Annotated in this window: 19 protein-coding genes; 6 read left to right on the forward strand and 13 right to left on the reverse strand. The window is 61.2% G+C overall.

All coding sequences use genetic code 11. The annotated features are described in order from the left end of the window. Nucleotides 1-104 precede the first annotated feature (104 nt). The 10 genes from DBR00_RS12730 to bioB form a co-directional block, all read right to left on the reverse strand. Entirely contained in the window at nucleotides 105-1901 is a 1797-nt protein-coding gene (locus tag DBR00_RS12730; protein WP_108538068.1) for an acyl-CoA dehydrogenase C-terminal domain-containing protein, read from the reverse strand. Nucleotides 1902-2014: 113 nt separating this feature from the next. Next, a complete protein-coding gene (locus tag DBR00_RS12735) occupies nucleotides 2015-3307 on the reverse strand; it encodes a diguanylate cyclase (protein WP_108490119.1) in 1293 nt (430 codons plus the stop codon). A gap of 184 nt (nucleotides 3308-3491) precedes the next feature. Further along, complete coding sequence (locus tag DBR00_RS12740; protein ID WP_108490118.1) at nucleotides 3492-5297, reverse strand: phenylacyl-CoA dehydrogenase; 1806 nt, start codon at nucleotides 5295-5297, stop codon at nucleotides 3492-3494. 165 nt (nucleotides 5298-5462) lie between these two features. After that, nucleotides 5463-6152 (reverse strand): putative metalloprotease CJM1_0395 family protein, encoded by a 690-nt coding sequence (locus tag DBR00_RS12745; protein ID WP_324288934.1) that lies wholly within the window; start codon nucleotides 6150-6152, stop codon nucleotides 5463-5465. 153 nt (nucleotides 6153-6305) lie between these two features. Further along, complete coding sequence (locus DBR00_RS12750) at nucleotides 6306-6605, reverse strand: hypothetical protein (protein WP_108490116.1); 300 nt, start codon at nucleotides 6603-6605, stop codon at nucleotides 6306-6308. Nucleotides 6606-6701: 96 nt separating this feature from the next. Beyond that, on the reverse strand, nucleotides 6702-7391 hold the full coding sequence (gene bioD, locus DBR00_RS12755; protein WP_108490115.1) for a dethiobiotin synthase: 690 nt from the start codon (nucleotides 7389-7391) through the stop codon (nucleotides 6702-6704). A 63-nt stretch (nucleotides 7392-7454) separates the two neighbouring features. After that, nucleotides 7455-8261 carry a malonyl-ACP O-methyltransferase BioC gene (bioC, locus tag DBR00_RS12760; protein ID WP_108490114.1) on the reverse strand — a complete coding sequence of 269 codons (807 nt, stop codon included), beginning with the start codon at nucleotides 8259-8261 and terminating at the stop codon, nucleotides 7455-7457. After that, entirely contained in the window at nucleotides 8254-8985 is a 732-nt protein-coding gene (locus DBR00_RS12765; protein ID WP_108490113.1) for an alpha/beta fold hydrolase, read from the reverse strand. The genes bioC and DBR00_RS12765 overlap by 8 nt, the downstream gene beginning before the upstream one ends. Further along, nucleotides 8978-10159, reverse strand: coding sequence for an 8-amino-7-oxononanoate synthase (bioF, locus tag DBR00_RS12770; protein ID WP_108490112.1), 1182 nt, complete (start codon nucleotides 10157-10159; stop codon nucleotides 8978-8980). Before bioF ends, DBR00_RS12765 begins: the two co-directional genes overlap by 8 nt. A 122-nt stretch (nucleotides 10160-10281) precedes the next feature. Next, a complete protein-coding gene (gene bioB, locus DBR00_RS12775; protein ID WP_108490111.1) occupies nucleotides 10282-11337 on the reverse strand; it encodes a biotin synthase BioB in 1056 nt (351 codons plus the stop codon). A gap of 80 nt (nucleotides 11338-11417) precedes the next feature. Between bioB and DBR00_RS12780 the strand changes: the two genes are divergently transcribed. The 3 genes from DBR00_RS12780 to rarD all read left to right on the forward strand — a co-directional run bounded on the left by DBR00_RS12780 (nucleotide 11418) and on the right by rarD (nucleotide 14410). After that, entirely contained in the window at nucleotides 11418-12152 is a 735-nt protein-coding gene (locus tag DBR00_RS12780; RefSeq protein ID WP_108490110.1) for a ComF family protein, read from the forward strand. A 222-nt stretch (nucleotides 12153-12374) separates the two neighbouring features. After that, nucleotides 12375-13349 (forward strand): serine/threonine protein kinase, encoded by a 975-nt coding sequence (locus DBR00_RS12785; RefSeq protein ID WP_108490109.1) that lies wholly within the window; start codon nucleotides 12375-12377, stop codon nucleotides 13347-13349. 167 nt (nucleotides 13350-13516) lie between these two features. After that, entirely contained in the window at nucleotides 13517-14410 is an 894-nt protein-coding gene (gene rarD, locus DBR00_RS12790) for an EamA family transporter RarD (RefSeq protein WP_108490108.1), read from the forward strand. 356 nt (nucleotides 14411-14766) lie between these two features. Here the strand turns inward: rarD and DBR00_RS12795 are convergent, their stop codons facing one another. Together DBR00_RS12795 and DBR00_RS12800 are read right to left on the reverse strand one after the other, a co-directional pair. Beyond that, the gene (locus DBR00_RS12795) at nucleotides 14767-15285 is read right to left on the reverse strand and encodes a glycine cleavage system protein R (RefSeq protein WP_108490107.1); all 519 of its coding nucleotides are present in this window, start codon (nucleotides 15283-15285) and stop codon (nucleotides 14767-14769) included. 21 nt (nucleotides 15286-15306) lie between these two features. Next, on the reverse strand, nucleotides 15307-15753 hold the full coding sequence (locus tag DBR00_RS12800) for a GNAT family N-acetyltransferase (protein ID WP_108490106.1): 447 nt from the start codon (nucleotides 15751-15753) through the stop codon (nucleotides 15307-15309). 296 nt (nucleotides 15754-16049) lie between these two features. Here DBR00_RS12800 and DBR00_RS12805 point away from each other — a divergent pair, with 296 nt between their 5' ends. The 3 genes from DBR00_RS12805 (at nucleotide 16050) to DBR00_RS12815 (ending at nucleotide 21033) form a co-directional block, all read left to right on the forward strand. After that, nucleotides 16050-18227, forward strand: coding sequence for a malate synthase G (locus DBR00_RS12805; protein WP_108490105.1), 2178 nt, complete (start codon nucleotides 16050-16052; stop codon nucleotides 18225-18227). A gap of 170 nt (nucleotides 18228-18397) precedes the next feature. Next, on the forward strand, nucleotides 18398-20329 hold the full coding sequence (locus DBR00_RS12810) for a putative nucleotidyltransferase substrate binding domain-containing protein (protein WP_108490104.1): 1932 nt from the start codon (nucleotides 18398-18400) through the stop codon (nucleotides 20327-20329). Further along, nucleotides 20326-21033, forward strand: a complete 708-nt coding sequence (locus tag DBR00_RS12815; RefSeq protein ID WP_108490103.1) for a PolC-type DNA polymerase III — start codon at nucleotides 20326-20328, stop codon at nucleotides 21031-21033. Before DBR00_RS12810 ends, DBR00_RS12815 begins: the two co-directional genes overlap by 4 nt. 9 nt (nucleotides 21034-21042) lie before the next feature. On the opposite strand, the gene yegQ is transcribed toward DBR00_RS12815, so the two are convergent. Then, a complete protein-coding gene (yegQ, locus tag DBR00_RS12820) occupies nucleotides 21043-22359 on the reverse strand; it encodes a tRNA 5-hydroxyuridine modification protein YegQ (protein ID WP_108490102.1) in 1317 nt (438 codons plus the stop codon). Between the last annotated feature and the right edge of the window lie 308 nt (nucleotides 22360-22667).

Genomic DNA, 22667 nt, shown 5'->3' on the forward strand with positions numbered 1-22667 from the left:
GACACATAGGGTCGCGTCGTGACCAATAATCCACAAAGCGTTTGATCGGCACCCCACAGCAAAAACCCGCCTACTGGCGGGTTCTTACCTGTGCTTGCCGCTCGTCAGAGGGCGAAACTGGCGGCAGGCAAATCCATCATGCAGGCACTGCCCGCCTGTGCGGCGGCAAGGTGCGCCGCCGTGCGCGGCAGCAGGCGCTTGAAGTAAAACTCGCAGGTGGCCAGTTTGGTTTGGTAGAAGGCCGCATCGCCTTCCCCGGCCGCCAGTTTGGCCTGTGCCACCAGCGCCATACGCAACCAGAAGTAGCCCAGAATGACGTATCCGGAATACATCAGGTAATCCATCGAAGCAGCACCGACTTCGTCCGGGTTCTTCATGGCGGCCATACCGATCTGCTGGGTCAGTTCCCCCCACTGCTTGTTAAGGCCCGCCAACTGGCTGACATATGCGGCGAACGGTGCTTGCTCAGCCTGCGCCTCACAGAATTTATGGATGATTTTGCTAAAGCCACGCAGCAACTTGCCCTGGCTGCCCAATACTTTGCGCCCGAGCAGGTCGAGGGCCTGGATGCCATTGGTGCCTTCGTAAATGAGCGCAATGCGGCAGTCACGCACCAGCTGCTCCATGCCCCACTCGCGGATAAATCCGTGGCCGCCATACACCTGCATGCCATGGTTGGTCACTTCCAAACCGGTCTCAGTCATAAAGGCTTTGCAGATCGGCGTGAGGAAGGCGAGCAGGTTTTCCGCTTCTTCACGTTGTTCGGCACTGCCGGCCAGGTGTGCTTGATCAAGCAACTGTGCGGTGAAGTAAGCCAGCGCGCGGTTGCCTTCGTTGAAGGCTTTCATGGTCAGCAGCATGCGCCGTACATCGGGGTGCACGATGATCGGGTCGGCGGCTTTCTCCGGGGCTTTCGGGCCGCTGAGGGCGCGCATCTGCAAACGATCGTTGGCGTATTTGAGCGCACCCTGATAGCTCGCCTCACCCAGACACAAGCCCTGCATGCCCGTGCCCAAGCGGGCATGGTTCATCATGGTGAACATGCAGTTCAGGCCTTTGTTCAGCTCACCGATCAGGTAGCCAGTGGCACCGTCGAAGTTCATCACGCAGGTGGCCGAGGCCTTGATGCCCATTTTGTGCTCAATCGAGCCACAGCTCACGCCATTGCGCGCGCCCGCTTCACCTGCCGCATCCGGCAGGAACTTGGGCACGATAAACAGCGAAATGCCCTTGGTGCCCGCCGGGGCATCGGGCAACTTGGCCAGCACCAGGTGCACGATGTTCTCGCTCATGTCGTGCTCACCGGCGGAGATGAAGATTTTGCTGCCGGTGAGCGCATAGCTGCCGTCGGCCTGGGGCACGGCGCGGGTCTTGATCAGGCCAAGGTCGGTGCCGCAATGGGCTTCGGTCAGGCACATGGTGCCGGTCCAGCGACCTTCGGTGAGCTTGCTCAGGTAGGTCTGCTTCTGCGCCTCACTGCCGTGGGCGTGAATCGCTGACATCGCGCCGTGGGTCAGGCCCGGGTACATGCCCCATGACAGGTTACTAGCGCCGACCATCTCGCTGATCATCAAGCCCAACGATTGCGGCAGGCCCTGACCACCGTATGCTGAATCAGCCGCCAGGCCATTCCAGCCTCCTTCAACATACTGGGTGAAGGCTTCCTTGAAGCCCTTGGGCGTGGTCACGTTGCCATTGTTGAATTGGCACTCTTCTTCGTCACCGCTGCGGTTCAGCGGCGCTAGCACCTGCTCACAGAATTTCGCGCCTTCTTCGAGAATCGCGCTGACCATGTCCGGGCTGGCATCACTGGCCCCCAGTGCGGCGTAACTGCCATGGAAGTCGAAGACATCATCGATCAGAAAACGCATGTCGCGCAGCGGGGCTTTGTAGTCAGGCATGGTGAGGCTCCAGCAGATTCATGGGGTCGCTTCAGCCCACCACGCTACGGCGTAGCGGGCCGCGCCAACAACGACCGTAGAACTGCTGAATACAGCGCCATAAGCGCGCCGCCTTACTGGCGCGTACCGGGCGACAGCTTGACCGCCCCTCGTCGCTGACCGTGGCTACGAATGCAATTGCGCCCAGCACTTTTCGCGCTGTACAGCGCCTGGTCAGCAGCCTTGATCACCTCATCCGGGCTGGCCTGCTCCGCACCACGCTCGGCCACGCCCATGCTAATGGTCACAGCCACCTGGGACGCTGCCTTACCCGCCCGACGCTGACGCCCCTGCTTGTCGTCCTGTGGACGCTGCTGCTGATCACGCAGTTGCAGGCGATAGTGCTCGATAGCCTGACGCACCTGTTCGAGATGCGGCAGACACTCCTCCAGCGTCTTGCCGGGGAACACCAAGGTGAACTCCTCACCGCCATAGCGGTAGGCCTTGCCGCCCCCGCCGATCTTACGCAGCTGGCTGGCGACCAGACGCAGCACCTGGTCGCCGACATCGTGGCCATGGGTGTCGTTGAATTTCTTGAAATGATCCACGTCGGCCATGGCAATCACATAGATGCGGCCCAGACGCTGCAGCCGCTCATTCAGTGCACGCCGCCCAGGCAGGCCGGTCAGTTCGTCGCGGAAGGCCATCTGATAGGCCTCATGGGCCAATGCCGCCACCAGCATCAGCATGATCTGGCTGCTCATCACATTCAGCGCATTGGGCAAGGTGAAGGTATTCGGCAACATCCACAGCAGCCCGCCTAGACCGAGCAACTGTGCTGCGTGCAGGGGACGCGGTGCACGCAGGTACTGCACCAGCAGCACAATCAGCCCAAGGACAAACACCGGGTAGGCCAGCTGCACCAGCGCCAGCCAGTCGGCCTGCAATGCCGGCCAACGTACCCGCGACAACCAATGCAGCAGCGCCTCGGGAAAGCGCTGCGCCAGCCCCACTGTCACCGCCCCGAAGGCAAGCAACACCGCCGCACGCGCGACCATGTCCTGCAGCAAATGCGTACGCTCTTGCCAGGCTGCATACAGGCTGTAGAGCAAAGGTAGCAACAGGCTGCACAGATGGAAGATCAATGCGGCATCGGTACGCACCTGGCCGGTGGCACGAAAATGATCAACCTGGGTATCAAGCAGGAAATAGCCGAGGTACAGCGTCAGCAGCAAAAACACTTCGCGCTGACGCCCGTAAACCAGACAGAACGCCCCGCCGAGCAGCAATAGCAGCGTCGGCAATACATTGAACAATGAAGCAAAGAACTCACTCAGCACCGCCAAGCGCGCTAGAAACACCCCGCCAAGCAGAAGCAGCAACGAAGGCAGAAAGTGACTGAAGCGCACAGCAGCAAAACGCGACAAGGCAAGCCCCACACGACGGCAAAAGTAGACAACGCCTTGCAGTTTGCCTGTAAAAGCAGAATTTCGCACGGAGCCCGACGGCTAAAAAGCGACCGGTAAAGTTTTTACCCCAGCCTGAATAGCGCACATAAAAAAACCGCCACCCCAGGGGCAGCGGTTTCTTTGACCTGAAAAGGACGGAGGCTTAGTAGCCCAGGGCGAAGTCTTCTTCGGCCATGTCCATCAGGTTGTTGGCGCCAGACAGCATGGATTCAACGTGCGCACGGGTACGCGGCAGGATGCGCGCGAAGTAGAAGTTGGCGGTCTGCAGCTTGGCTTTGTAGAACGCCTCGTCTTCAGCACCGGCAGCAATCTTCTCGGCAGCCAGGCGAGCCATGTCAGCCCAGAAGTAAGCCAGGCAGGCATAACCGGAGTACATCAGGTAGTCCACCGAAGCGGCACCGACTTCTTCGCGGTCTTTCATAGCGGCCATGCCCACTTTCATGGTGATGTCGCCCCACTCCTTGTTCAGCTTGGCCAGCGGCTCGACGAGGCCTTTGATGGCGTCGTTGGACTCGTTGGTCTGGCAGAACTTGTGCACGATCTTGGTGAAGTTCTTCAGTGCGCCGCCTTGGGTCATCAGGATCTTACGACCCAACAGGTCGAGGGCCTGAATACCGGTGGTGCCTTCGTACATCATGGAGATACGGCAGTCGCGAACGTTCTGCTCCATGCCCCACTCAGCGATAAAGCCGTGACCACCGTAGATCTGCATGCCGTGGTTGGCGGCTTCGAAGCCGACTTCGGTCATGAAGGCTTTGGCGATTGGCGTCAGGAAGGCCAGCAGTTCGTCGGCCGCTTTCTTCTCGGCTTCGTCTTTGCTGTATTTGACGATGTCCACTTGCTTGGCAGTGAAATACACCATCGCACGGTTACCTTCAGCGAAGGCTTTCATGGTCAGCAGCATGCGACGCACGTCCGGGTGGACGATGATCGGGTCAGCGGCTTTTTCTGGCGCTTTCGGGCCAGTCAAAGAACGCATCTGCAGACGCTCGCGAGCGTACTTCAGGCCGCCCTGGAAACCGACTTCAGCGTGAGCCAGGCCTTGCAGAGCGGTACCCAGACGGGCCGTGTTCATGAAGGTGAACATGCAGTTCAGGCCTTTGTTGGCTGGGCCGATCAGGAAACCGGTGGCGCCGTCAAAGTTCATCACGCAGGTGGCGTTGCCGTGGATGCCCATCTTGTGCTCGATCGAGCCACAGGAAACGGCGTTGCGCGCGCCAACAGAGCCGTCAGCGTTAACCGAGAACTTCGGCACGATGAACAGCGAAATACCTTTGGTGCCTTGCGGCGCGTCCGGAAGGCGAGCCAGTACGATGTGGACGATGTTATCGGCCATGTCGTGTTCGCCAGCGGAGATGAAGATCTTGGTGCCGGACACTTTGTAGGTGCCATCAGCTTGCGGCTCGGCCTTGGTGCGCAGCATGCCCAGGTCGGTACCGCAATGTGGCTCGGTCAGGCACATGGTGCCGGTCCACTCGCCCGATACCAGCTTGGTCAGGTAGGTGTGCTTCTGCTCGTCGGTGCCGTGCTCGGAGATGGTGTTCATCGCGCCGTGCGACAGGCCTGGGTACATGCCCCACGACCAGTTGGAAGAACCCACCATTTCGCTGAGTACCAGGCCCAGCGACTCAGGCAGACCTTGACCGCCATGGTCAACATCATGCGCCAGGCTCGGCCAGCCGCCTTCAACGTATTGCTGGTAGGCCTCTTTGAAGCCGGCGGGGGTTTTCACGCCTTCCGGGGACCAGGTGCAACCTTCGGTGTCACCTACACGGTTCAACGGGGACAGCACTTGCTCACAGAACTTGGCGCCTTCTTCAAGGATGGCGTCGACCATGTCCGGAGTAGCGTCCTGGCAGCCAGGCAGGCTTTGATAATGCGCTTCGTAGCCGAGCAGTTCGTCGCGTACGAAACGGATATCACGCAAGGGGGCCTTGTAATCAGGCATAGCGGTTAACCTCTGCGGTGGATTCTTAGTGTGTAGGTGACCGGATATTCGGTCGTTTTCGGGAGCAATCCCGGCGCTCGCCTGCCCCTTGGCAGTCGAGTCAATCAAACAAGCGTTTGAAACATACGTTTATGCCTATTTAAAGTCAAGCACCCCAAACACTGATCAAGCCACCAGATCGATAACTGAAACCGGCTCCCGCAGATCGCTCAGTTGCTGGTAAAGATCAAGACTAGGTGGTGGCGGTCGATCCTGCTGCACAGGTGCCTTGGATTTATCCTCACCCTCATCGTCTTGCTCATCGGCTTTGCGCTTTTCCGCACGCGCCTCACTGGCAGCTTGAACATCGCCACGCTGCTGTTGCGCCAGTTCGACACGGGCTTCGGCCATCTGCAGCTGGGCTTGCGCGGCAATCTGCCGGTCCTGCGCAGAGGGCTCAGCGGGCGCCAATGCAGCACGGATGACAACTTCCATCTTGCGCAGGGTGGCTTCCGGATCATTAGGGATCGGGCTGGTGTCGATGCTCACTTCACCACCCACTGCATAGCGCTTGCCATCCGGCCCGCGTTCATAGGTGTAGCTCGGCGCTCCAGCATAACGACCACCGACAGCCGCATGCGCCTGCTCGTGGGTGCGCACCTCTTGGTCACGGCTGACCAGCTTGGCGATTTCCAGTTGCTCAAGACGTTGCTGCTGCGGATTGGATTCGCCTTCGCGGCTTTTGGCTTTATCGGGATTGGCCGAGGAATCAGCAGGTTTATCCGCCTCTTCACGCGACGAGGCCGACTGCCCATCGGCCAGCGGCTGGGCAGCGGTTATAGGTGCCTGCGCGGCGCGAGTGATATCGGGGGACACATCTGGGGAAACATTGGACGCAAGAAGCCGAGCCGGCAGTAGAGTTGCTGCAGGCGCAGGATAAGACGTTGCGCCGCCAATCTGCATGCAATGACTCCTCGCCCCGCAATTACTGCCTCATTGCCAGGCATGAGTACGCTCGGGGCGGGCGACTCAGGCCGTTGTATCGATCAGGGTGCCGAGCACCTCATCGGCAGTTTTCACCACCTTGGCACCCGCTTCTGCCTCATTCTGACCTTGACGCAGAGCAACCAGGCTTTCCGCCAGATCGGGACGGGTCTGCTCGGCCGAACTCGGCGCAGGGTTGACCTGATTGGCCGGCGGCGTGGAGGTCGGCTGCTTTGGCTGGGTAACCGCATTGCTGGCGATATCTGCCGCAGCCTGATCGACCCGGCGTTGGCCGGACTGAATGGTGCTGATGCCCGACTTGAAGGCGCTTCCTGAAATTTCCATGCCCAAGCTCCCACTATGGCAAACCTCTAACGGTTTCAATTGAAGCAGAAGTTGCTCGAAAAACGTACAAGTAAAAGGCTATGGCACTGGGCCTGCTTATAGCGCTCGGTGCAATAGATCGAGACTGAGATAGCCAGAAACCGCAGCCGGCGTGACTTCGGCCAGGCGCGGCAGATAACCCAGACAGGGCGCCGGCAGGCGCTCAGCCAGGGTCGCCAGATTGTCCTCAAGCCGCGAGGTGTGCGGGTCAACCAGATTGGCCACCCAACCGACCAGCGACAGGCCGTCACGCAGGATGGCTTCGGCGGTGAGCAGCGCCTGATTGATGCAGCCCAGACGCACACCCACCACCAGAATCACCGGCAGCTGCAGGGCAATCGCCAGGTCCGACAAGGCTTCCTGCCCGGACAATGGCACGCGCCACCCGCCGGCCCCTTCAATCAGGGTAAAGTCTGCCTGCTTGTCCAGAATCGCCTGCACCGGCACCTGCAACGCGGCAACATCCAGCAATACACCCACCTCGCGCGCTGCCAGATGCGGGGCAATCGCCGGTTCGAAGGCCAGCGGATTGACCTCCTCGTAACGCAGCGCCAGGGTGCATTCGCCCAGCAGCGCCAGAGCGTCATCATTACGCAGGCCATCCGCCGTTCGCACACAGCCGGACGCCACCGGTTTGGCAGCCGCCGTGGACCAGCCGCGCAAGCGCGCTGCATGCAGCAGGCCGGCGGCGATGGTGGTTTTACCAATTTCGGTATCGGTGCCGGTGACGAAAAATGCTTGGCTCATAAGGGTCTCTGACGAGGGGGTTGGGCGACGCTCTGGGGGCACTCAGAACAAACCGCGCTGATCTCAATCCTTACGCAGTACGCCGTACACCACCTGATAGGTTGCCGGCAGGCCCTGCGGCTGGCGGAATTGCTCATAGGCCTGAAGCAGCGCCAACATGCGCGCCCGTCCGGTCAAACCGCCGGGCCGACCCGGGTTGAGGTTATGCGCGCCGAGGGCTTTCAGTTCATGGGTCAGGCTGCGTACATCCGGGTAGTAGAGGACTTCTGGAGTGGTTTGCAAGCTCACACACGTCAAGCCACTGGCAGCGCACAGGCGCTGATAATCCTCGAAACGGCGGAAGCGGTTGACGTGCACAAAGCCATCCACCGCCAGCCAGCTGTCACGCAACTCCTGCAGGGTGCCAACACACAGGCTGCTAAACATCAGCACACCGCCAGAGCGCAGCACCCGTGCACCCTCAGCAAGCACCGCGGAAAAATCCGCACACCATTGCAGCGCCAGACTGGAAAACAGCAGGTCGCAGGACGCGCTTTGCAGCGGCAAGCGTTCGGCATCGCCGGCAATAAACTGCTGTGCGCCGCCCAACGGCCGAGCGTGCTGCAACATGCCTTCGGCGATGTCCACAGCCACGCCCTGACTGACGGGAAAATGCGCGCCTAAAGCACGGCTGAAGTAACCGGTGCCGCAGCCCAGATCGAGCCAGCGCGCTGGGCTGATCGCTGCAGGCAGCTGCGCCAGCAACTGCTGGCCGACATTGCGCTGCAGGGCGGCGACACTGTCATAGCTTTCAGCCGCACGTGAGAACGACGCCGCTACCTGGCGCTTATCCGGCAGGCCGCCAAGTGGGTCATGCGCCAGATCAGTCATCGCCGGCCTCATGCAGAAAGGCCTGAATCGCCGCCGCAATCTCATGCGGGCGCTCCAAGGCAAAGGCATGGCTGGCGTGATCAATCAGGCCGATCTCGACATCCGGCAACAGCGCCAGCAAGGCCTGCGCAGCGCTCGCCGGGACCAGGGCATCCTGGCCGGCGAACAGGTGCAGCTGCGGCCCGACAAAGGCTTGCAGCGCTGCCCGCGTATCCAGGTTGGCCAGCAGATCCAGCCCGGCCAACAGAGTGGCGGACTGCGGCAACGGAGCCGCGCCGAACAACTGCCGCGACAGGCCACGGGCATCCGCAGCGCCTTGGGCGCAAAGCAGGGAGAAACGCTTCAGGGTAGCGGACACATCAGCGGCGCAGCCCTGACGGAAAGCCTTAAACGTCTCGGCGGGCATAGCCGCAGACCAGCTTGGCTCGGCGACAAAACGCAGATTGCTGGCCAGGGTCACCAGACCGCTGCAACGTTCGCCACGACGCGCCGCCAGTTCGGCGGCGAGCATGCCACCAAGGGACCAGCCGCCGAGCCAGGCGTCCTTTGGCAGATTGGCATCCAGCTCATCCAGCCAGTCGGCCGGATCGCAGGAATCCAGCGGCGACAATGGCTCTATTTCGACATGCAGGCGCGGATCGAGGCCGCGCAAAGCCTCGGCCAGCGGCTGCAAGGGTGCAGTGCCGAGCCCCCAGCCGGGCAGCAGAATCAGTCGATCACGCATGTACGGCCGCCTCACCCGTCAGCAGCGGCCAGCACTCGGCCAGGGCCTCCAGCAGCAGCTCCAGCTGTTCCAGGCTGTGCGCGGCGGACAGCGTGACGCGCAAGCGCGCGCTACCTGTCGGCACGGTGGGCGGACGAATCGCCGTCACCAACAGACCGCGTTCACGCAACAGCTGCGACAACTGCAGAGCGCGCGCGCTGTCACCAACCAGGATTGGCTGAATCGGCGTAGCGCTGTCCATCAGTTCCAGGCCGATGGCCTGCGCGCCGTCGCGAAAGCGCTTGATCAGGGCATTCAGGTGTTCGCGCCGCCAGTGCTCGCTGCGCAGCAGCTCCAGGCTTTGCAGGGTGGCACAGGCCAGCGCCGGCGGCTGGCTGGTGGTGTAGATATAGGGCCGGGCAAACTGCACCAGCGCCTCGATCAAATCGTCACTGCCAGCGACAAACGCACCGGCCGTGCCGAAGGCCTTGCCCAGGGTGCCGACCAGCACCTGCACATCATCCAGGCCCAGGCCGAAGTGCTCGACAATGCCGCCGCCGGTGGCGCCCAGCGGGCCGAAACCATGGGCATCATCGACCATCACCCAGGCATTGGCGCGGCGCGCTTCGGCACACAGCGACGGCAGGTTGGCCAGATCACCGTCCATACTGAACACGCCGTCGGTGACAATCAGGGTATTGCCACTCACCTTGCGCAAGCGATTGGCCAGGCTGACGCCATCGTTGTGCAGGTAACGGGAAAAGCGCGCACTACTGAGCAGACCAGCATCCAACAGGGAGGCATGGTTAAGGCGATCTTCCAGCACCGAGTCGCCCTGCCCGACCAGTGCAGCAACCGCACCGAGGTTGGCCATATAACCGGTGGAAAACAGCAAGGCGCGGGGTCTTCCGGTGAACTCGGCCAGCGCTTCTTCGAGCTGGTGATGTGGCGTGCTGTGACCGATCACCAGATGCGAGGCACCGCCGCCCACACCCCATTTCTCCGCGCCGGCGCGCCAGGCTTCGATCACTTTGGGGTGATTGGCCAAACCGAGGTAGTCATTGGAACAGAAGGCCAGCAACTGCCGACCATCGACCTGCACCAGCGGCCCTTGCGGTGACTCGAGCATGGGCCGCTGACGGTAGAGATTGGCGGTGCGGCGCTCGGCGAGGCGGGCGGCAAGGTCGAATGACATAGGCAACCTGGATAGTAAGGACGCAATACCGTGGGAGAGGCCGGGGACGATCCACTCTAGCCGCGACCGACCTTGCGCCTGATCGCGGCTAAAGCCCCTCCCACCTATTCAGAGCACAGCTATCAGACCGCTGCGTTATAGAACAGCTTAGAATCGCGCTGTTCGACCAGCGCCTGCTCAATGGCCGCCTGATGCACTTCATCAGCGTGCTCTTCGCGCGCTTCCGGCTTGATGCCGAGGCGGGCGAACAGTTGCATGTCTTTGCTGGCTTGCGGGTTGGCAGTGGTCAGCAGTTTTTCACCGTAGAAGATCGAGTTGGCGCCGGCGAAGAACGCCAGGGCCTGCATCTGCTCATTCATCGCCTCGCGGCCGGCGGACAGGCGCACATGCGACTGCGGCATCATGATCCGCGCCACGGCGAGCATGCGGATAAAGTCAAACGGATCGACATCCTGCTCATCGGCCAGCGGCGTGCCTTTGACTTTCACCAGCATGTTGATCGGCACCGACTCCGGATGTTCCGGCAGGTTGGCCAGTTGAATCAACAACCCGGCGCGGTCGTCCAGCGACTCGCCCATGCCGAGAATGCCGCCGGAGCAGATCTTCATCCCCGAATCACGCACATAGGCCAGGGTTTCCAGGCGCTCGGCGTAGGTGCGGGTGGTGATGATGTTGCCGTAGAACTCCGGCGAGGTGTCCAGATTGTGGTTGTAGTAGTCGAGGCCGGCAGCCGCCAGGGCCTGAGTCTGCTCTTTATCCAGCTTGCCCAGGGTCATGCAGGTTTCCAGGCCCAGGGCTTTGACACCCTCAACCATTTTCAGCACATAGGGCATGTCCTTGGCCGACGGGTGCTTCCACGCCGCGCCCATGCAGAAACGGGTAGAACCGATGGCCTTGGCCTCGGCGGCAGCTTCCAGCACCTTCTGCACTTCCAGCAGTTTTTCCTTTTCCAGGCCGGTGTTGTAGTGGCCGGACTGCGGGCAGTACTTGCAGTCTTCCGGACAGGCGCCGGTCTTGATCGACAGCAGGGTCGAGACCTGAACACGATTCGGGTCAAAATGCGCGCGATGCACGGTCTGCGCCTGGAACAACAGATCGTTGAACGGTTGCTCGAAGAGCGCCTTGACCTCATTAAGAGTCCAGTCGTGACGCAGGTTGGCGGCGATGGTAGCGCTCATCGGATATTCCTTGTTATTGGCAGCGGCTTGCTAGAGTCAGCAAGCACGACACGGATGTTCGGCATAGTTATGGAAGGCGTATGCGCTGTCAACCCAACTCAAAACACCAGGTTTACAACTGGTTAAAAAGCAAGCAAATCTGTTTGCTGTGCGATGAACACACAGACAACGACCAGGCCATCTGCAGTTGCTGCGAAGCCGAGCTACCGTGGCTTGGCGGGCATTGCCAGGTCTGTGCCCTGCCGCTGCCCAGCCAAGGCTTGGTATGCGGGGCCTGCCTAAAGAAGCAGCCGAGTTTTAGCAAAGTCGAAGTGCCCTGGCGTTACGCCTTCCCCGTCGACAGCCTGATTACCCGTTTCAAGCATCAGGCCAAGTGGCCATTAGGACGTCTGCTCGGCGAGCTTTTGTCACACCATCTACAGCATGCATTTGATGAAGGGCTGCCGCGCCCCGATCTGCTGCTGCCGGTGCCCCTCGCCGACAAACGTCAACGCCAGCGCGGCTTTAACCAGTCCGACCTGCTCGCCGAATGGCTGAGCGCCAGCCTACAACTGCCGCAACAGGCACACTGGCTGCAGAGGGTGATCGACACACCGGCGCAACAGCAGCTGGATGCGGCCACCCGTAAACGCAACCTGCGTAAAGCCTTCGCCCTGGCGCCGGGTAGCACATTCAGCGGTCTGCATGTGGCACTGATCGATGATGTGCTGACCACCGGCGCCACCGCCGAAAGCCTGGCGCGGCTATTAAAGAAGGCCGGCGCGGCGCGGGTTGATGTGTACTGCCTGGCGCGCACACCAAAGCCAGGCGACTGACTAATTAGTTGCAGGAAAGAGCCTGTTCAAAGGCTCGCGAGCTAGAACCATGCAAGGCGCTACGTAGTAACAGCCTCCGGCTGGTCAAAACGGCGAGGAAGCAGAATTTACGGGTGTAAATGAGCATTCCGAGGCTGTTTTTAACGCAGCAGGGCCGACGCGCAGCAGACTTTGGACAGGCTCTAAGCGGTACACTTTGCGGCCCACCTGCTGGAGTTACCCATGTCCCATCCATTTGCCGCACTCACACCCGACCTGGTGCTGGATGCCGTGGAGAGCCTCGGCTACCTCAGCGACGCCCGCGTACTGGCACTGAACAGCTATGAAAACCGCGTGTATCAGGTGGGCATCGAGAACGAGACACCACTGATCGCCAAGTTCTACCGTCCGGATCGCTGGACGGATGACGCAATTCGCGAAGAGCACAGCTTCAGCTTCGAGCTGGCCGAATGCGAAGTACCGGTTGTAGCGCCCCTGGTACGCGACGGCGCAACCCTGTTCAGTTACCAGGGCTTTCGCTTCGCCCTGTTCCCCCGCCGTGGCGGCCGCGCACCGGAACCCGGCAACCTCGACCAACTGTACCGCCTCGGCCAACTGCTTGGCCGCCTGCATGCGGTCGGCTCACTCAAGCCGTTTGCTCACCGTGAAGCGTTGCAAGTGAGCAACTTCGGCCATGCCTCACTGGCCACCCTGCTGGATGGTAACTTTATTCCACGCAGCTTGCTGCCGGCCTACGAGTCAGTGGCGCGTGACCTGCTCAAGCGCCTGGAGGTGCTGTTCGCCGCCAATCCGGTGCAGGCGATCCGCCTACACGGCGATTGTCACCCCGGCAACCTGCTGTGCCGCGACGGCACCTTCCATATGGTCGACCTCGACGACTGCCGCATGGGCCCGGCCGTGCAGGACCTGTGGATGATGCTGGCCGGCGAGCGCCATGAGCGCCTCGGCCAACTGTCGGAGCTGATGGACGGTTATCAGGAGTTTCACGACTTCAACCCCCGCGAACTGCCGCTGATCGAGGGTCTGCGCGCCTTGCGCCTGATGCATTACAGCGCCTGGCTGGCACGCCGCTGGGATGACCCGGCCTTCCCCATGAGTTTCCCCTGGTTCGGCAGCGAACGTTACTGGGGCGAACAAATTTTGATACTGCGTGAACAGCTGTCGGCGCTGGATGAAGAGCCGCTCAAGCTGTTTTAACGCGCCCGGCCACAGGGCCGACCACTACAGTTGGCCCTGACGCTGTAACGTCTTTGTGACAGGCAGATGGGTTTACGCCTGAAGAAAATCCTGCCCACCCAGACAAGCCCGCGCCGCGCCGACTAGAATCGCAAGCCTCTCGTTAGCCGCCTAAGCAAGGACCCAGCATGGCCACCGCCAACCCGCGTCGCGGGTATATTCTCGGCCTGACCGCCTACATCATCTGGGGCCTGTTCCCGCTCTATTTCAAAGCCATCCAGAGCGTGCCGGCACTGGAAATCATCGTCCATCGTGCACTCTGGTCCGCGCTGTTCGGCGCGTTGTTGCTGCTGGTATGGAAGCACCCCGGCTGGCTGCGCGAGCTGCTCAACAACCCCAAACGCTTTGCCGTACTGGCCTTGAGCGGTGTGCTGATCGCCAGCAACTGGCTGGTGTATGTGTGGGCGGTGAATAACGAGCGCATGCTCGAAGCCAGCCTGGGCTACTACATCAACCCGCTGGTGAACGTGCTGCTGGGCATGCTGATTCTCGGTGAACGCTTGCGCCGCCTGCAGTGGCTGGCCGTGGCCCTGGCCACGCTGGGTGTATTGCAGCAGCTGTGGCAGGTCGGCAGTATTCCCTGGGTATCCCTGGTGCTGGCGCTGACCTTTGGCTTCTACGGGATTATCCGCAAACAGGCGCCGGTTGCCGCGCTGCCCGGCCTGGTGGTGGAAACCTGGTTGCTGCTGCCACTGGCATTGGGCTGGTTGTTGCTGCACCCCGCAGCAATGAGCACTCAAGCTGACTTCTGGAGCACCCCGGAAGCGCTGTGGCTGATCGCCGCCGGCCCGATCACCCTGGTGCCGCTGGTGTGTTTCAACGCAGCCGCCCGCCATCTGCCCTACACCACCCTGGGCTTTCTCCAGTACCTGGCGCCGACCCTGGTGCTGCTGCAGGCGATTTTTCTGTTCGGGGAGCATTTCGACCCGAGCAAGCTGCTGGCGTTTATCTGCATCTGGACGGGGCTGGCGATCTACAGCGTGGATGCCTGGCTAAGCCTGCGCAAACGTCCGACTGAGTAAAAAACAACCAGCCAGCTGTAGCGCCCGCAGCCGCTGGTCTGCAGCCAGTTGCCCCCGGCTTATCCACAGAAGCATCCCCGGCCTTTGTGCACAACACGCCACTAAGTGCTTAAAAAATAAGCACTTAGCAAAAAGCCCCGGGGCACTAGGCGGTGCTCCGGGGCTCCTCATGCTACGCACAGAGTTATCCACATCGATCGTGGATAAGCAGTGGCTCTAGCGGGATGTTGAAGCGTAGGCGAGGCAGGCAAGACAAGGCAAAAACTGGCGAGGAAGCGGAGTTTGCTGGTGCAAATGAGCATTCCGAGCCTGTTTTTAACGCCGTATTGCCAACGCAGGTAGTCTTCAACGGCCTGCTAGTCTTCAGCCTGCAGCTTTAGCTCCACCATCAGATCATCAGCCAGGGTTTCCAGATGCGTTTGCAACTGCTCCAGACTCAGGCTCTGCGGTACGCCCAGCAGGGCCTGAGCCTGGAACAGCAACTCACCACTCATGGGCGTCGGCACCACTTCGGTGTTCAGGCTCTCGACGTTGACCCCGTGACGGCTCAGCAGACGGGTGATATCACGCACGATGCCTGGCCGATCATTGCCCACCAACTCCAGGCGAATAGCCTGCCAGGCAACTGCCGGCTCGGCGCCACCAGCAGCAACCTGCACACGAATGCCATGGGCCTGCAATTGCTCCAGCGCCGCGACCAGGCCGGAATGTGCAGCCAGCGGTACATCGACCCGCAGGATCCCGGCGAACTGCCCGGCCATGCGTGACATGCGACTCTCCAGCCAGTTACCACCGTGTTCACTGATGCACTGGGCGATGCGCTCGACCAGACCCGGCTGATCCTGGGCAATAACCGTCAATACCAGATGATCCATATGTAACTCCTTATCCGTGGCTCACTTCAACGCCAGCCAGTAGGTATAGAACACCTCATCACGCACATAGCCCAGGCGTTCGTAGAGGGCTTGGCCTGGCAGATTGCTCTTTGCCGTCTCCAACTGCAAACCGCAGGCACCAGTGGCCTCGGCGTGCGTACGCGCAGCGTTCATCAACGCCTCGCCGACGCCCTGCCGGCGTACCTGCGGGCTGACGTAGAGATCACTGAGCAGCCAGGCCGGCTGCAGAGCCAGCGAGGAGAAGAAGGCGTAGAGCTGGACAAAACCCAGCGCAACACCCTGGTCATCGCGGGCCAGCAGAATGACCGAGTCACCCTGGTGCAGGCGCGCAGCGAGAAACGCCTCAACCTCTACCGGCGGTTTGGCCACCTCGTAAAACACCAGATAAGCGCCAAACAACTCGCTGAGCGCCGGCAGATCCGCAGCCGTAGCAGTCCGTATGTGCATGAGTCACACCCTCCATAACGATGCCGAGGCAGTATAGGCAGAAGCCTACTGCCGGTTAGCGAGTAACACAGACAATAAACTGTGTACTGTTTTTAAATTTATATGAAACAATATTCAAAATTTATCGCGACAAAACGCCACATGTAGTGACTGCAAAGCACTTCTTGGTCGCATAGCGACGCGCACCCACTGATTTTCCCCTGATCTTGATGTAGTATGCCGCGCCTCGGACTACATGATTTATTTCCCATGTACGACGCGGCTATTGAGTAGAGCTGAGCAGAGTGAGGCAAGTGATGACTGAACGCGTTCAAGTAGGCAGCCTGCAGGTTGCCAAAGTGCTGTTCGACTTCGTGAATAACGAAGCCATCCCCGGTACCGGCATTGCTGCCGAGACGTTCTGGGCGGGTGCCGAAGCGGTGATCAATGACCTGGCCCCGAAAAACCGTGCGCTGCTCGCCAAACGCGATGCGATTCAGGCGCAGATCGACGGCTGGCACCAGGCTCGTGCGGGCCAGGCCCATGACGCGGCAGCCTACAAAGCCTTCCTCGAAGAAATCGGTTACCTGCTGCCGGAGCCGGCGGACTTCCAGGCCACCACGCAAAACGTCGACGAAGAAATCGCCCGTCTGGCCGGTCCGCAGCTGGTTGTACCAGTGATGAACGCGCGCTTCGCCCTGAACGCCTCCAACGCCCGCTGGGGCTCGCTGTACGACGCGCTATACGGCACTGACGTGATCAGCGAAGAAGGCGGCGCTGAAAAAGGCAAGGGTTACAACAAAGTCCGTGGTGACAAGGTCATCGCCTTTGCCCGCGCCTTCCTTGATGAAGCCGCACCGCTGGAAGGTGCCTCCCACGTCGATGCCACCGCCTACACCGTGGTTGACGGCCAACTCGCTGTTGCACTGAAAAACGGCAGCCGCACCGGTCTGACAAACGTCGCCCAGTTCATCGCCTTCCAGGGCGATGCTGCTGCGCCGACCGCTGTATTGCTCAAGCACAACGGTCTGCATTTCGAAATCCAGATCGACGCCAGCACTCCAGTCGGCCAAACCGACGCCGCCGGCGTCAAAGACGTGCTGATGGAAGCCGCGCTGACCACCATCATGGACTGCGAAGATTCCGTTGCCGCCGTGGATGCCGACGATAAAGTCGTGGTCTACAAGAACTGGCTCGGCCTGATGAAGGGCGACCTGGCTGAAGAAGTCGCCAAAGGCGGCAAGACCTTCACCCGCACCATGAACCCGGACCGCGTCTACACCAAGGCCGACGGTAGTGAACTGACCCTGCACGGCCGCAGCCTGCTGTTCGTGCGTAACGTCGGCCACCTGATGACCAACCCGGCCATCCTCGACGCCGCCGGCAACGAGATCCCGGAAGGCATTCAGGACGCCCTGTTCACCAGCCTCATCGCCATCCACAACCTGAATGGCAACACCCGCCGCAAGAACACCCGCACCGGCTCGGTGTACATCGTGAAGCCAAAGATGCACGGCCCGGAAGAAGTCGCTTTCACCAGCGAAATTTTCGGCCGCGTTGAAGACGCTCTTGGCCTGCCGCGCAACACACTCAAAGTCGGCATCATGGACGAAGAGCGCCGCACCACCGTCAACCTGAAAGCCTGCATCAAGGCCGCCAGCGAGCGCGTGGTGTTCATCAACACCGGCTTCCTCGACCGTACTGGTGACGAAATCCACACCTCCATGGAAGCCGGCGCTGTCGTGCGTAAAGCGGCCATGAAGGCTGAGAAGTGGATCAGCGCCTACGAAAACTGGAACGTCGACATCGGCCTGGCCGCCGGCCTGCAAGGTCGTGCGCAGATTGGTAAAGGCATGTGGGCCATGCCCGACCTGATGGCTGCGATGGTCGAGCAGAAAATCATGCACCCACTGGCCGGTGCCAACACCGCCTGGGTACCGTCGCCGACCGCCGCTGCTTTGCACGCCCTGCACTACCACAAGGTTGACGTGTTCGCCCGTCAGGCCGAATTGGCCACGCGTGAGCGCGCGTCGCTGGACGACATCCTGAGCATTCCGCTGGCCAAAGACACCAACTGGACACCCGAGGAAATCCAGAACGAACTGGACAACAACTCGCAGGGCATCCTCGGCTACGTGGTGCGCTGGATCGACCAGGGCGTGGGCTGCTCCAAGGTGCCGGATATCAATGACGTCGGCCTGATGGAAGATCGCGCGACCCTGCGTATCTCCAGCCAACTGCTGGCCAACTGGCTGCGTCATGGCATTGCCACCGAAGAGCAGATCGTGGCGAGCCTCAAGCGTATGGCACCCGTGGTTGACCGTCAGAACGCCAGCGACCCGCTGTACCGTCCGCTGGCACCTAACTTCGACAGCAACATCGCCTTCCAGGCGGCGCTGGAGTTGGTCGTCGAAGGCGCCAAGCAGCCGAATGGCTACACCGAGCCCGTTCTGCACCGCCGTCGCCGCGAGTTCAAGGCCGCCAACGGCCTGTAACCCGCAGCTGCAGCCCCATAAAAAACCGCCCTGTTGGGCGGTTTTTTATTGTTGGCAATTAACCGACCAGAGCTCGACGACAGGCGGAGACTGCGCTCTAGACTTACGTCCAATGGCGCAGCGTGCTGGCTCAGCCGACGATGGATACTCACAAAAAGGTGAGATCACCCATGAGTACAGCGGACGCTTTGAGCCAGGCCGGCAAGACTGCCGTGCTGCAGAACATCCACGGCACCATGGCGTTTTTGCAAAAGTTTCCGCCGTTCAATCAAATGGACGCGGCGCATCTGGCTTACCTGGTTGAGAACTGCCAGCTGCGCTTCTACAGCGCAGGCGAAACCATCATCAAGCCAACTGACGGCCCGGTTGAGCACTTCTTTATCGTCAAACAAGGCCGTGTCCATGGTGAACGGCCGCATTCAGCGCGGCGCGGCACCGAAACCACCTTTGAAATCACCACCGGCGAGTGCTTCCCGCTGGCCGCACTGATTGGTGAGCGCGCCACCCGCACCGAGCATCTGGCCGCCGAAGACACCTTTTGCCTGCTGCTGAACAAGGCGGCCTTCGTCAAACTCTTTGCACTCTCCAGCCCATTGCGTGACTTCGCCTTGCGCGGGGTGAGCAGCCTGCTCGATCAGGTCAATCAACAAGTGCAGATGCGCGCCGTGGAAACCCTCGGGGCGCAGTATTCGCTCGACACCCGCCTGGGTGAACTGGCGATGCGCACTCCGATCAGCTGCCCACCCGAGATGCCACTGCGCGACGCCGTCAAGCTGATGCATGAACAGCATGTGGGCAGCATTGTGATTACCGACCCGGCACTTAAGCCGCTGGGCATCTTCACCTTGCGCGACCTGCGCCGCGTGGTGGCTGACGGTGTTGATCTGTCACAACCTATCGCCGACCTGATGACCCAGGCACCCTTCCATCTCCCCCCGGATGCCAGTGCCTTCGATGCGGCGATGGCGATGACCGAACGGCATATCGCCCACGTTTGCCTGGTTGAGCATGACCAGCTGTGCGGGGTGATTTCCGAGCGGGATCTGTTCAGCCTGCAGCGGGTCGATCTGGTGCATCTGGCGCGCACCATTCGCCATGCCGGGCGGGTGGAAACCCTGGCGTCGCTGCGCAGCGATGTACGCCAACTGGTCGACAGCATGCTCGCCCACGGTGCCAGCTCGACGCAGATCACCCAGCTGATCACCCTGTTCAACGATCACACCGTCTGCCGGGTGATCGAACTGACCCTCGAAGACATGGGCACCCCCGGTGTGCCATTCACCTGGCTGGTGTTCGGCAGCGAAGGCCGCAGCGAGCAAACCCTGCACACCGACCAAGACAACGGCATTTTGTTCGAAGCCGCCGATGCAACCGAAGCCGCAGCCATTCGCGAGCGCCTGCTACCGCTGGCCCAGGAGATCAACCACCGCCTGGCGCAGTGTGGCTTTACCCTGTGCAAGGGCAACATCATGGCCGGCAACCCCGAGCTGTGCCTGTCACGTCAGGAGTGGTCGCGGCGTTTCAGCAGTTTTGTCCAGGAAGCCACCCCGGAGAACCTGCTAGCTTCGAGCATCTATTTCGACCTGCGCGCGGTATGGGGCGAAACCGAGGGTTGCGAGCAGCTGCGCCAGGGCCTGCTGCAACAGGTGGCCGACAATAGTCTGTTCCAGCGCATGATGGCGGAGAATGCCCTGCGCCAACGCCCGCCGGTGGGCGTGTTTCGGGATTTCGTGGTGGCCCGCAAGGGGGCCGAAAAGGACACCCTGGACCTCAAGGTGCAGGGCCTGACGCCCTTCGTTGACGGCGCGCGCCTGCTGGCCCTGGCCCATGGCGTGACCGTCTGCAACACCCTGGAACGGCTGCGCGCGCTGATTCAGCAAGGGGTGATCGAGACTCAGGATGGCGCGGCCTATGAAGAGGCTTATCACTATATTCAGCAGGCACGGATGCAGCAGCACCAGCTGCAGGCACGCAATAGCCAGCCCTACTCCAACCGGGTTGACCCTGACCACCTCAACCACCTCGACCGGCGCATCCTGCGTGAGTCTTTCCGCCAGGCGCAGCGGCTGCAGAGCAGCCTGGCTGTGAGGTACCAACTATGAGCAAGTTCACCTGGTTTAGCGGGCGTGGCCCCGCGCTGACTCAGGCGCAACTGGAGCGGCGCGGCAACCTGGCCGCCCCCCGCACACACGATGAGCGTCCGCTGCAGCAGCAGCGCTTCGTGGTTCTCGACCTGGAAACCAGCGGTCTGAATATGCGCCGCGATCAGGTGCTGTCGATTGGCGCGGTGGTGATCGACAACGGCGCAATTGACCTCAGCCAGCAGTTCGAATGCACCTTGCTCCGTGAAGGCCACCAGGCCAGCGCCAGTACATTGATCCACGGCATCGCCCCCAGCGAAATCGCCAATGGCGAAGACCCCGCACAAGCCTTGCTGACGTTTATGGAGTTTGTCGGTAACAGCCCGCTGCTGGCCTTTCATGCTGGGTTCGACCAAGGCATGTTGGCCCGTGCACTGAAGCAGACGCTGGACTACCGCTTACAGCACCGGTTCTTCGATGTCGCTGAACTGGCGCCGATGCTCTGCCCACAGGCCGACATCCGCCACGGCGGGCTCGATGACTGGACCCGCTATTTCGGCCTGCAGGTGCATCAACGCCACCACGCCAGCGCCGACGCCCTGGCCACCGCCGAGCTGGCGCTGATTCTGTTCAGCAAGGCACGCAGCCAGCAGCTCGACAGCCTGCACGCGCTGGAACAGCAGCTCACGGGTTACCGTCGACGGCAGCACGCGCACTCGCTGTAGTGGCGCACCCTAGAGATCGCGCATCAACAGGCCGTACTCCAGTTGCACCTCAGGCGGCACCGGCAGGTACAGCATGTGACCGTCGCCCGGAGCGACTGACATGGCTTGGCCCTGACGGTTTTCCAGCTGGTCCAGGGTAAAGCGCAGATTGCCCTGGGGCGTCATCAGCTCCAGCCCATCGCCCACGGCAAAGCGGTTTTTCACCCGCACTTCAGCCAGCTCACCACGCCGCTCGCCGGTCAGCTCACCGACAAACTGCTGCTGTTCCGACACCGAACTGCCGCGCTCATAGTTCTGATACTCATCGTGCACATGGCGGCGCAGAAAACCCTCGGTGTAGCCGCGATGGGCCAGGGACTCCAGGGTCGTCATCAGGGATTTGTCGAAGGGCCTGCCGGCCACCGCATCGTCAATGGCCTTGCGGTACACCTGAGCGGTGCGCGCCACGTAGTAGTGGGATTTGGTACGGCCCTCGATTTTCAGCGAATGCACGCCCATTTGCACCAGGCGCTCGACATGCTGCACCGCGCGCAGGTCCTTGGAATTCATGATGTAGGTACCGTGTTCATCCTCAAAGGCAGCCATTTGCTCGCCAGGGCGGCTGGCATCTTCCAGCAGAAACAGCTGCTCGGTCGGCGCCCCCACGCCTAAGGTCGGTTCGACAATCTGCACCACCTCACCCAGCTCGTTCTCGCCGGCCGGAGTGGCCTGGTACTGCCAGCGACAGGCATTGGTGCAGCTGCCCTGGTTGGGGTCGCGCTTATTGATATAGCCCGACAGCAGGCAGCGCCCGGAATAAGCCATGCACAGCGCGCCGTGGACAAACACCTCCAGCTGCATGCCCGGCACTTGCTGGCGAATTTCGCCAATTTCCTCCAGCGACAGCTCGCGCGACAGAATGACCCGACTCAAGCCCTGCTGCTGCCAGAACTGCACGCTGGCCCAGTTCACCGCATTGGCCTGCACCGACAGGTGAATCGGCATTTGCGGGAAGTGTTCGCGCACCAGCATGATCAACCCGGGGTCGGACATGATCAGTGCATCCGGCCCCATCAGCACCACCGGCAGCAGGTCACGCAGAAAGGTCTTCAGCTTGGCGTTATGCGGCGCGATGTTGACCACCACATAGAACTGCTTGCCCTGGGCATGCGCCTCACGGATACCCGCCTCCAGATTGGCGTGATCGAACTCATTGTTGCGTACCCGCAGGCTGTAGCGCGGCTGCCCGGCATACACCGCATCCGCGCCATAGGCGAAGGCATAACGCATGTTTTTCAGGGTGCCGGCTGGCGAGAGCAGCTCGGGGTAACGCGGAATCGATGCCATGGGAAAACGCTCAGCCAACGGGGCCGCCCACTCTAGCGCGCGGGCGGTTAACGGCTATTGATCTGCATCTATGTCATGAACGGGCACACCTGTTCGGTGACGTGCCTGAGCTGACCACCCAGACGCCACACCTGAGCCTGCAGAGTGGGTCGAAGCTGTTGAGCATCATCGGCCGGAGGAAGTAGTGCAGCATTTCGCTTTATGAGGACGACGAACCCAACGGTGTGCTGGCGATTACCGCCGGCACCGAGCCGAATGCCTCGCACACGTTGATGCTCGATGCGCGCAGCGGCGGGGCGGTTGAAATG

Source organism: Pseudomonas sp. HMWF032 (assembly GCF_003060885.1).
Classification (GTDB): Bacteria; Pseudomonadota; Gammaproteobacteria; order Pseudomonadales; family Pseudomonadaceae; genus Aquipseudomonas.